The sequence below is a fragment of the Pseudomonas syringae group sp. J248-6 genome, assembly GCF_032586995.1.
GTDB lineage: Bacteria > Pseudomonadota > Gammaproteobacteria > Pseudomonadales > Pseudomonadaceae > Aquipseudomonas > Aquipseudomonas amygdali.
Map to the genome: position 1 here is coordinate 25,861 of NZ_JAWHOP010000037.1, position 12,003 is coordinate 37,863.

Here is a 12,003-nt window from a genome sequence, read left to right on the forward strand (position 1 = left end):
CATGGACAAGTCTGCAGCAGAGCGTATCGCCCAGCGTTTCGTTGGTTTGCCCGTCGAACAGCGCCGCCAGATTCTGAACAAGATGCACGAGACCGGGCAGAGCTTCAAACTGCTGCCCATCGCTGTAACCCGGCATGATGTAGCGCGTATCCCGCTGTCCTACGCCCAGCAGCGCATGCTGTTTCTCTGGCAGATGGAACCGGGCAACGCCGCGTACAACGTGCCTATGGCAGTGCGTCTGAATGGCCCGCTGGACCGCCAGGCATTGAGCGCAGCGCTGGACAGGCTGGTGCAGCGCCACGAAACCCTGCGCACCCGGTTTGTTTCCGAGGACGGCGCGTTTTATCAGGAGATTCTTCAGCAGGCGACCGTTGCCCTTGAGTTTGCCTCGGTTGCGCCAGCCGACATCGAAAACCAGGTGCGCGCCGAGCTGCAAAAGCCCTTCGATTTGCTCAGCGGTACATTACTGCGGGTCAGGCTGTTTCAATTGGGCGAAGCCGAGCACGTCCTGACCGTGTGCATGCATCACATCGTCTCCGATGGCTGGTCCGGCGAAGTGCTGATTCGTGAGTTTGTGCAGTTGTATCAGGCGCAGGTCTCCGGGCAGCCAGCGCAATTGCCTGCGCTGGCCATTCAATATGCCGACTACGCGATCTGGCAGCGCGCATGGCTGGAAGCCGGGGAGGGCGAGCGGCAGTTGAACTACTGGAAGCAGCAGTTGGGCACTGAGCATCCGCTATTGAGCCTGCCGCTGGATCATCAGCGTCCGCTGCAACCGAGCCAGCGTGGCGCGACGGTGCGCGTCGATGTGCCGGAACAATTGTCTACGCAGCTGAAAAGCCTGGCGCGCAATAGCGGCCAGACCTTGTTCATGCTGACTCTGGCGGCACTGTCGGTGGTGCTGTCGCGTTTCAGTGGTCAGGCCGACATTCGCATTGGTGCGCCCAACGCCGGGCGCACCCGTAGCGAGCTGGAAGGCCTGATCGGCTTCTTCATCAACACTCAGGTTCTGCGTGTGCAGGTGGATGAGCAGCAGAGCTTTGCGCAGTTGCTGGATCAGGTGAAACAGGTGGTCACCGGTGCCCAGTCGCATCAGGAGCTGCCCTTTGAACATCTGGTGGACGCGCTGGCACCCGAGCGTAATCTGGGCCACAACCCGTTGTTCCAGTTCAAGATCAATCAGCATGTGCTGGCGGCCGAAGACAGCGGGCAACGTGTGTCGGGCCTGACCGTCGATGAGTTTCCGATTGGCAGCAGCGATGCACGCTTTGATCTGGCCTTCGACTTCACCGACACGCCGCGCGGCATACGCGGTTATTTCACTTACGCCACCGACCTGTTCGAGCCATCGACCATCGAGCGCATGGCCGATGCGCTGCGTGCTGTGATGCAGGCACTGGTCGTGGACACTGACCAGCGTCTGGCTGATCAGCCGCAAGCAGTGTCGTTGCCGGTCGCTGAGCAGAGTGCCGATTTTGCCTGCGATGACTTCCTCAGCCTGTGGCAACAGGGCCTGCGCATCGGACGTGGCAAGACCGCGTTGCGCGTTGGCCAGCAGGTGTTGAGCTTTGATGAACTTGAACAACGCAGTAACCAGTTCGCCCGCTACCTGCATGCGCAGGACATCAAGCCGGGCATGACCGTTGCGCTGTGCCTGGACCGCTCTGTGGAATGGGTGGTCAGCCTGCTGGCGGTGCTCAAACTCGGTGCCGTTTACCTGCCGCTGGACAGCGCACAACCTGCCGAGCGTTTGCAGCAACTGGTTCGTGACAGCGGCGCGGCGTTGTTGATTCACGCGTCCGGCGATGACAAGGCCGCGCAACTGGGTGTGTGCCCGGTACTGGCCTTCGATGCTGCGCTGTGGTCCGAAGTGGATGGCAGTGCGCTGAATGTGCGTGTCATCGCCGGGCAACCGGCGTACATCATCTACACCTCCGGCTCCACCGGGCAGCCGAAGGGCGTGGTGATCAGCCACGGCGCGCTGGCCAACTACGTGCAGGGCGTGCTTGAGCGCCTGTCGCTGGATGACGGGGCGAGCATGGCGATGGTGTCGACGGTCGCCGCAGACCTGGGCCATACCTTGCTGTTTGGTGCGCTGGCGTCCGGTCGGCCGCTGCATCTGCTGTCTCATGAGCAGGCGTTCGACCCTGATGGCTTCGCCCGTTACATGGCTGAGCATCACGTTGAAGTGCTGAAAATCGTACCCAGCCATTTGCAGGGGCTGCTGCAAGCCGCCAACCCGACCGACGTGCTGCCGGGCCAATTGCTGATTCTGGGTGGCGAGGCCAGTTCCTGGGCGTTGATCGAGCAAATCCGCGCGCTCAAACCGGGCTGCCGGATCGTCAACCACTACGGCCCGACGGAAACCACGGTCGGCATCCTCACCCATGAAGTCGCCGAGCGCGTTGACGCTTGCCGCAGTGTGCCGGTCGGTCAACCACTGGCCAATGGCAAAGCGCGGGTGCTGGACGCCTATCTCAACCCGGTTGCCGAACGGGTGGCAGGCGAGCTGTATCTGGGCGGTCGCGGTCTGGCGCAGGGCTATCTGGGCCGTGCGGCGATGACCGCCGAACGCTTCGTGCCGGACCCGCATGCCGATGGTCAGCGCCTGTACCGTGCGGGTGACCGCGCGCGCTGGGTGGACGGCGTGCTGGAGTACCTGGGGCGCGCGGATGATCAGGTGAAAATCCGCGGTTACCGGGTCGAGCCGGGGGAAGTCGGCCAGTTGCTGCAAACCCTGGAAAGCGTCGCCGAAGCCGTGGTGCTGGCGCAGCCGCTGGAAAGCGACGAAACACGTCTGCAACTGGTGGCGTACTGCGTTGCGGCGGCCGGTGCGAGCCTGAATGTCGAAGGTCTGCGCGAGCAACTGGCTGCGCGCTTGCCCGAATACCTGGTGCCCGCGCAGATCATGCTGCTGGACAGGCTGCCCGTGACCGCCAACGGCAAGCTCGACAAGCGCGCCTTGCCCAAGCCGGGCGTGGTCAAACAGCGCTACACCGCGCCAGTCGGCGAGATCGAGGAAAAGCTCGCCGCCGTGTGGGCGGACGTATTGAAACTGGAGCAGGTCGGCAGCACTGACAACTTCTTCGAGCTGGGCGGCGATTCGATCCTCAGCCTGCAGATCATCGCTCGCGCCAAGCGCCATGGCATCAAGCTCAGCCCCAAGCAGTTGTTCGAAAAGCAGACCATCGGCCAGTTGGCCTCGGTGGCAAAACTGATCCAGAAGAAACCAGCTGCCGCGGTCGAACAGGTCAGTGGCTCGCTGCCGTTGCTGCCGATTCAGGCACGTTTCTTTGAACAGGATATTCCAGAGCGTCAGCACTGGAATCAGGCGCTGATGCTCAAGCCCCTGCAAAAGCTGGATGCAATCCACCTTCAAGCTGCACTGACCGCGCTGATCGAACAGCACGACGCGCTGCGCCTGGGTTTCACCCAGCAAGACGGCCAATGGCAAGCCACATTCGGTGCGCTGAACACTCGCGAGCTGCTCTGGACCCACGAACTGGACAGTGCCGAGCGCTTGCCTGAACTGGCCGATGAAGCACAACGCAGTCTGGACCTGAAAAACGGCCCGTTGCTGCGTGCGGTGCTGATCGACTTGCCGCAGGGCGAGCAGCGTTTGTTGCTGGTGATCCATCACCTGGTGGTGGATGGCGTGTCGTGGCGGGTGCTGCTGGAAGACCTGCAACAGGCGTATGTCGCCATCGCAGCAGGCCAGCCATTGGCGCTGCCTACGAAGACCAGCTCGCTGCAAAGCTGGGCCGAGCACTTGCAGGCCTACGCGCAAAGCCCTGTGCTGGCGCAGGAACTGGATTATTGGCAGATGCAGTTGCAGGACGTCAGCGACGCCTTGCCATGCGATTACCCGCACGGCGGTCAGCAACAGAAGCACGCGCTGTCGGTGGTTACGCACCTGAATGGCGAGCAGACCCGGCAACTGCTGCAAGATGCTCCGGCGGCCTATCGCACGCAGATCAACGACCTGTTGCTGACCGCGCTGGCGCGGGTGGTCAGTCGCTGGACCGCGCAGCCGCATGCGCTGATTCGTCTGGAAGGGCATGGCCGCGAAGACCTCTTCGACGCGCTGGACATCACCCGTACGGTCGGCTGGTTCAGCAACCTGTACCCGGTCCGGCTCACGCCGCAGGCCACGCTGGCTGATTCGTTCATGGCCATCAAGGAACAGCTGCGCGCAGTGCCTGACAAGGGCATTGGTTACGGTGCCCTGCGTTATCTGGGCAGCGAATCTGCGCGGCAGACCCTGCAAGCGTTACCGCTGGGCAGTATCGTGTTCAATTACCTTGGGCAGTTCGACGGCAGCTTCGACGCACAAGGCGCGCTGTTCACGCCCTCGGCCGAGAGCAGCGGCGCGTCGCAGAGCGCCGATGCGCCGCTGAGTGCGCCGCTCAGCATCAATGGTCAGGTGTATGGCGGCGAATTGCGCCTGAGCTGGACCTTCAGCGGTGCGGTGTTTGAACGTGACACCGTGCAGCGGCTGGCCGACGAATATGCGGTTGAACTGCAACAATTGATTGCGCATTGCACCACTGATGGCGTGGCTGGGGTAACTCCGTCGGACTTCCCACTGGCACGCCTGAGCCAGTCGCAGTTGAGCCGTTTGCCAATCCCTGCGGCGCAGATCGAAGATATCTACCCGCTGGCACCGATGCAGCAGGGCATGTTGTTCCACACCCTGTTCGAGCAGGAAGCGGGCAATTACATCAACCAGATGCGCGTCGAGGTCAGTGGCCTGGACGTGCCGCGTTTCCGCGCCGCCTGGCAGGCCACGCTGGATGCCCACGAGGTGCTGCGCAGCGGCTTTGTCAGCCATCTTGAGCAGTCGCTGCAAGTGGTGTTGCGCGATGTCAGCATGCCGTTCGTCGAACTGGATGCCCGTGCGCAATCAGGCGAATGGATCGACGCTTGGGCGAATGCCGATCGCCAGCAGGGCTTCGACCTGGCTCGGGGGCCGCTTCTGCGCCTGGCCGTATTGCGTACTGGCGAGCAGACGCATCAACTGATCTACACCAGCCATCACATTCTCATGGATGGCTGGAGCAGCTCGCGCCTGCTGGGCGAGGTGCTGCAACGCTACAGCGGCCAGACGCTGCCGAGGCAAGTCAGCCGTTATCGTGACTACATCGAATGGCTACAACGCCAGGATGCTGCGCTCAGCGAACGTTTCTGGACCGGCCAGCTTGCCGAACTGGACGAGCCGACCCGGCTGGTTCAGGCCTTCAAAGCGTCCGGGAGCGAGCAGGGGCATGGTGATTACCTGCAACTGATCGATGCCGATGGCACCCGCCAGTTGAGCGAGTTTGCCCGCGAGCAGCGTGTCACCCTAAACACGCTGGTGCAATCGGCGTGGCTACTGGTGCTGCAACGCTACACGGGGCAGTCCAGCGTGACCTTTGGCGCTACCGTGGCCGGGCGTCCGGCTGACCTGCCGGGTGTTGAGGAGCAACTGGGGCTGTTCATCAACACCTTGCCGGTGATCGCCAGTCCGCGCCCGGAACAGCGGGTGGCGGACTGGGTACAGCAGGTGCAGGCGAAGAACATCGCCCTGCGTGAGCATGAACACACGCCGTTGTACGAGATTCAACGCTGGGCACGCAGCGCTGGCGAGGCGCTGTTCGACAACATTCTGGTGTTCGAAAACTACCCGGTGTCCGAAGCGCTGCAACAGTCCGCGCCGCAGGGGCTGGTGTTCGGTGGCCTGCACACCCAGGAGCAGACCCACTACCCGCTGACTCTGGTGGTCAATCTGGGCGAAACTCTGTCGATGCGCTTCAGCTATGCCCGCCAGCATTTCAGCGAGCAGCACATGGCGCAGTTGTCGGCGCATCTGAGGCAGGTTTTGCAGGCATTGGTGCACGATCCGCAGGCGGCGATTGGTGAGCTGTCTTTGTTGAGTGGTCCCGAGCAGCAGGTGTTGGGGGACTGGAACGCTACCGCCGCCGATTTCCCGAGCGAGCACTGCCTGCACAGCCTGATCGAGGCGCAGGTGCAGGCCACTCCGGACGCCCCGGCGCTGATTTTCGCCGCCGAACAACTCAGCTATGGGCAACTCAACGCTCGCGCCAATCAGCTTGCGCATCGCTTGCGTGAAGCGGGTGTTGGCCCGGATGTGCTGGTGGGGATTTGTGTCGAGCGCAGTCTGGAACTGGTCATCGGCCTGCTGGCAATCATCAAGGCCGGTGGCGCTTATGTGCCGCTGGACCCGGATTACCCCGAGGATCGGCTGGCGTACATGATGCAGGACAGCGGCATTGGTTTGTTGTTGACCCAGACTTTGTTGCTGGAACGCCTGCCGGTTCCTGCGCAGTTACAACGCCTGTGCCTGGATCAGGACGGCGACTGGCTGGCCGGTTACAGCACTGCCAACCCGGAAAACCTCAGCCATCCGCTGAATCTGGCGTATGTGATTTACACCTCGGGTTCGACCGGCAAGCCCAAGGGCGCAGGTAACAGCCATCGCGCCCTGGTCAACCGTTTGCACTGGATGCAAAAGGCTTACGCGCTGGATGGCAGCGACACGGTATTGCAGAAAACCCCGTTCAGTTTCGATGTATCGGTCTGGGAGTTCTTCTGGCCGCTGCTGACCGGCGCACGTCTGGCCGTGGCGTTGCCGGGCGATCATCGCGACCCGGAGCGGCTGGTGCAGACCATCCGCGAACATCAGGTCACGACGCTGCACTTTGTCCCGTCGATGCTCCAGGCGTTTCTCACCCATCCGCAGGTGGAAAGCTGTAACAGCTTGCGTCGTGTGGTGTGCAGTGGCGAAGCACTGCCTGCCGAACTGGCCGGTCAGGTGCTCACGCGTCTGCCGCAGGCGGGTTTGTTCAACCTGTACGGCCCGACCGAAGCGGCTATCGACGTGACGCACTGGACCTGCACCCCGGACGACGTGCTCAGCGTGCCGATTGGTCGACCTATCGATAATCTGAAAACCCATATCCTCGACGACGGATTGCTGCCTGCCGCGCAGGGCATTGCGGCAGAGCTGTACCTCGGCGGTATCGGTCTGGCGCGGGGTTATCACAACCGCGCGGCGCTGACGGCTGAGCGCTTTGTGCCGGACCCGTTCGACGAGCAGGGCGGGCGTCTTTACCGAACCGGCGATCTGGCGCGTTATCGCGATGAAGGGATTATCGAATACGCCGGGCGTATCGACCATCAGGTGAAGATTCGCGGCTTGCGTATCGAACTGGGCGAAATCGAAGCGCGTCTGCATGAGCATGCCGGTGTGCGAGAAGCCAATGTGATCGACATTGACGGGCCTTCCGGCAAGCAGCTTGTGGCGTATCTGGTGCGCACTGATGCCGCTCAGGACTCGGACGCTCTGCGCGAAACCCTGAAAACGCACCTCAAGGCTCACGTGCCGGATTACATGGTGCCGACATACTTTGTCTTCATCGAGGTGATGCCGCTGACCGCCAACGGCAAGCTGGATCGCCGGGCACTGCCCAAACCGGACGTGGCTCGTTCACAGCAAGGCCACGTCGCGCCACGCACGGAATTCGAGCAACGTCTTGCCGTGTTGTGGGAGCAGGTGCTGCAGGTCGAACGGGTAGGGCTCAACGACAACTTCTTCGCCCTGGGCGGCCACTCGCTGCTGGCGGTTTCGCTGGCAGGCAGGATTCGCGAGACGTTTGATGTCTCCATCAAACTGCATGATTTCCTGTTGATGCAGACCCTCGGTGAGCTGGCCGACTTCATGCGTAGCGATGAGGCTAAGGTCAAATCGGCGGTTATTGCCATGAACGCCAATCGATCAGACAACGCGCCATTATTCTGCCTGCCACCGGGCGGCGGCGGCACGTACTCGTATTACCCGCTGGCTGGCCAGTTGAGCGACAGCCGACCGGTTTACGGGCTGGTCAACAAGGCTTACGTGGTGCCGGGCTGGTTTGATACGTCGTGGCAGAAAATGGTCGATTACTACGTCGAGCAAATCCGTATGACTCAACCGCACGGGCCTTACAACCTGCTGGGCTGGTCGATGGGTGGTGCGCTGGCCATCGAGGTGGCGCATGTGCTTGAGCGTGAGGGCGACGCGGTGAGTTTCCTCGGGCTGGTGGACACCCAACTGCCTGCCTCGGTCGGGATGCAGTGGGTCGAAGAAGCTCCGGAGGTCACCACGCAGAAACAGGGCGAAAACTACTACCGCAGCCTGATCAAAAGCTTGCAGGCGTTTGTGCCGGGCTTGCAGGAAGCGTCGATTGTGGGGCTGATCGAAACCGCCCGGCAGTCGCTGTCCAGCGAGGGCGAGGTGATTGACTGGGTAGTCGACCATGTCGCGCTGGAGGCCGGCATGAACGCCGACAACCTGCGCAGCATATTCCAGGACATCGCCGTGCAGGACGAGATCGAAACCGGTTACAAGCTACTGGAAGCCAACGCACAGCTGAGCCAGACATTTACCCTGAAAACGCTTAACGTGCAGGCCGATTGCTGGTGGGCCGGGCAGAGCCGTGCGCCAGGGCAGATTGCCCGGGCTGAAGCGGTGTTGCTTGAACAGTGCTCGGTCAACGGGCTGCGCAGCTCGACAACGGTTGATCAGCGGCATGACAACGTGGTGCTCGCGGAAGTGTTCCTGCAGGGGCTTGCCGAGCGGCTTGTGTGACGCAGAGCGTCACGAACGGCATTCCCACGCGGAGCGTGCGGAACGATAGGTGTCTGGTCCGGCGACTATCGTGCGGCGCTCTGCGTCGCATGCAGTTCTGGACGCTCTGCGTCCGGTCTTGATTGTGTGGGGCGGCGCAGATCTGTGGTGCGAAGCGTCACGCACGACATTCCCACGCGGAGCGTGCGGAACGATAATCCCAGCTATCGTGCGGCGCTCCGCGTCGCATGCAGTTCTGGACGCTCTGCGTCCGGTCTTGAGGTTGCGGCGCGGCACAGATCTGTGACGCAGAGCGTCACGCACGGCATTCCCACGCTGGAGCGTGCGGAACGATAATCTCGACTATCGTGCGGCGCTCTGCGTCGCATGCAGTTCTGGACGCTCTGCGTCCGATCTTGAGGTTGCGGCGCGGCGCAGATCTGTGACGCAGAGCGTCACGAACGGCATTCCCACGCGGAGCGTGCGGAACGATAATCTCGACTATCGTGCGGCGCTCCGCGTCGCATGCAGTTCTGGACGCTCTGCGTCCGATCTTGATTGTGCGGGGCGGCGCAGATCTGTGACGCGGAGCGTCACGAACGGCATTCCCACGCTGGAGCGTGCGGAACGATAATCCCAGCTATCGTGCGGCGCTCTGCGTCGCATGCAGTTCTGGACGCTCTGCGTCCGGTCTTGATTGTGAGGCGCGAGCGCGGGCTTCTAAAAATCGCCGCGCAACGTCAGGACGTAGTTGCGCGGGTCGCCGTAGTAGTTGCCGCGGTCGATGTCGCCGGTTGCCTTGTAGTATTTGCGATCCAGCAGGTTGTTGCCGTTGAGGGCCACCGACCAGTGTTCGTCGATCTTCCATGAGGCGCGTGCGTCCCAGATGGCGCGGCCAGGGTTGTCGATGGGCTGGGTCGACTCGTGCTCCGAGTAGCCGCTTTGCGCCGACACACCGCCGCCGACGGTCAGTCGACGCCAGGTGCCGGGCAGGTTGTAGCTGCTGGACAAGCGCAGCATGTGCCGGGGTGTTTCTGCTGAAATCGATTTCCCGTCGCTGCCGCGCGTGAGGTTGAAGGTGTAACCGGCCAGGGTCTGCAAGCCCGGTAACGGTTCACCGCTGATCTCCATGTCGATACCCTTGCTGCGCCGGATGTCGCCATTCACATAGCAGGTACCGTAAGCGTCGTTGCTCAGGCACTGGCCCGCATTGGCATCGTCCTCGACCGCCACGTCTTTCTGTTTCACATAGAACAGCGCGAAAGACACGTTCAGGCGCTTGTCGAACAACTCGCCCTTGATGCCGGTTTCATGGCTGGCACCGATGGCCGGGTCAAGAAATGCGCCGGATGCCGTTCGATAACCGCTCTGCGGCAGGAAGATATCGGTGTAGCTGGCGTACCACGACCAGTCGCGGTTCAGATCGTAGATCACGCCAACGAACGGCGTGACCTGGTTTTCCTCCTGAGCGCGAGTAGTCACGCCTGCGGACTGGCTCTGATAGTCATACCAGCTGACCCGGCCGCCCATGACCAGGCTCAACGACTCGGTCAGGCTCAGGCGCAGGTTGCTGTAAACGCCATAACGCTTGTCGCTGTAGTCGGTGCTGCGCCAGGCTGGACGAGCAGGTTCAGCAATCGCGTCGTGATCGGGATTGAAGATGTCCAGCGGCCGATTGCTGTTGACGGTGGCATAGCGCGAATCACGTTTTTGCTCAGACCAGTTGCCGCCGATGGTCAACTGGTGGGTCAGGCCAAAGGCGTCGAAACGACCGTCCAGATGGCTGTCGAAACCGTCGCTTTGCAGCGTGTCCGAGCGAAACAGGGTTTTGACCAGTCGTGAACCGCTCTGGGTCGCAGGGTCTATGGCGCCTTGTGCGTACGCGACTTTCTGATCGAAAGCGCCATCGGAGTGAGTGGCAGACAGTGTGCCGCTCCAGTTCTCGTCAAAGCGGGTTTCCAGTTCGCTGAACACCTCGTCGGTGCGGGTCTGATGACGGTTCCAGTCCTGGGCCAAGGAGGTGGAACGCGGCAGATCAATCGCTTTGCCGTTGCTGTAGCGGGGCAGGCCGAAAATCGAATAGCCGTGGGTATCCGCGCTTTGATGGCGCAGGCCCAGCGTGAGCGTGGTGTCTTCGCTCAGGTCGGTTTCCAGAATGCCGTACAACAGCGGCGCAGTCTTTTTCAGGCCGTCGATGTAGTATCCACGGTCTTCGTAAGACGTGACAAAACGCCCGCGCACGCTGCCCGAGTCGTTGAGCTTGCTGCTGCCATCCAGATCGACCCGGTACTGGTCCCAACTGCCGGCGCGGGTGGTGATCGAGAACTGCGCTAAGGCGGTCGGCCGCTTGCGCACCAGATTGACCGCGCCACCGGGGTTGCCCGCGCCGATAAGCAGCCCGGCAGCACCGCGCAACACTTCGACACGGTCGTAGATCTCCATGTCCGGGGTCATCCAGCCGGTCACGCTGTAACCCTGGCCGGCCACGCCATCGATGGTGTAGCTCTCGTCTTCCAGCGCAAAGCCCCGCGAGCTGAACACATGAGAGCCAAAGTTGCGTTGCGAAAAGGTGATGCCAGGCGTCTGCGCCATCACTTCGTCGAGGCCGTTGAGGTTTTTGTCGTTCATCAACTGGCGAGTCATGACCGTGACCGATTGCGGGGTTTCGCGCAGCGATTGTGATGCCTTGTTGATGCTCACGCCGGTCGCTGCGTACGAGCCGCTGCCCTCGGTGGTGATACCGAACGGGTCGCCTTTGATCGCCACCGGCCCAAGGCTCATGGGTTGCGCGGACGCCGCGCTGCCAAGGGTCAGGGTATCGGCCTCGAGGTTGTGCGTTACGCCAGCCTGTTTCAGCAGATCCGCGACCGCCTGTTCAGGCGTCAACCTGCCATGCACCGGGCTGCTGAACTTGCCGTTCACATCATCGGGGTTGTAAAGAATTTGCAGGTCGCCCTGGCGCCCCAGCTCTTTAAGAGCGCTGTTCAGGGGTTGTGCTGGGATATCGAATTCGAACTCTTCAGCCAGTGCCTCGCCCTGAAAAGCCAATGCCAGCACCAGCCCGCCCAGACGCAAGCCAAGCGTTTTCACGCGGCCTGTGCGCAGACGGCTGGAAGATGTTTGCATGGAGGGGATGACTCGTTGAAAGCGATGGCGAAGAATAATGCATTTGCGCAGTTTGGTCGTGGGCACAGCTCTGCATTACCAGCCGACAACGCGTCGCACATCAAAACCGGACGCAGAGCGTCCACAAAGGCATGCCAACGCGGAGCATTGGCACGATAGGTGTTCTTACGGACACCTATCGTTCCGCACGCTCCAGTGAACTGCCCCCAAGAAGTTGGACACCAATCCGACCTCATGGGGGTGTTCAAATGGGTAAGTATTCAGAACAGTTC

The 12,003-nt window shown here is 61.8% G+C and carries 2 protein-coding genes; one reads left to right on the forward strand and one right to left on the reverse strand.

What is annotated here, in order from left to right; genetic code table 11:
• Position 1: 1 nt before the first annotated feature.
• A complete protein-coding gene (locus RYC17_RS26410) occupies positions 2 to 8,626 on the forward strand; it encodes a non-ribosomal peptide synthetase (RefSeq protein WP_316904766.1) in 8,625 nt (2,874 codons plus the stop codon).
• A 699-nt stretch (positions 8,627 to 9,325) separates the two neighbouring features.
• On the opposite strand, the gene RYC17_RS26415 is transcribed toward RYC17_RS26410, so the two are convergent.
• Complete coding sequence (locus RYC17_RS26415; protein WP_316904767.1) at positions 9,326 to 11,731, reverse strand: TonB-dependent siderophore receptor; 2,406 nt, start codon at positions 11,729 to 11,731, stop codon at positions 9,326 to 9,328.
• Positions 11,732 to 12,003: the final 272 nt, after the last annotated feature.

Bases quoted from the DNA above. Each gene is read 5' to 3' on its own strand.
- RYC17_RS26410 (WP_316904766.1), top strand. From the start codon at position 2: ATGGACAAGTCTGCAGCAGAGCGTATCGCCCAGCGTTTCGTTGGTTTG.
- RYC17_RS26415 (WP_316904767.1), bottom strand. From the start codon at position 11,731: ATGCAAACATCTTCCAGCCGTCTGCGCACAGGCCGCGTGAAAACGCTT.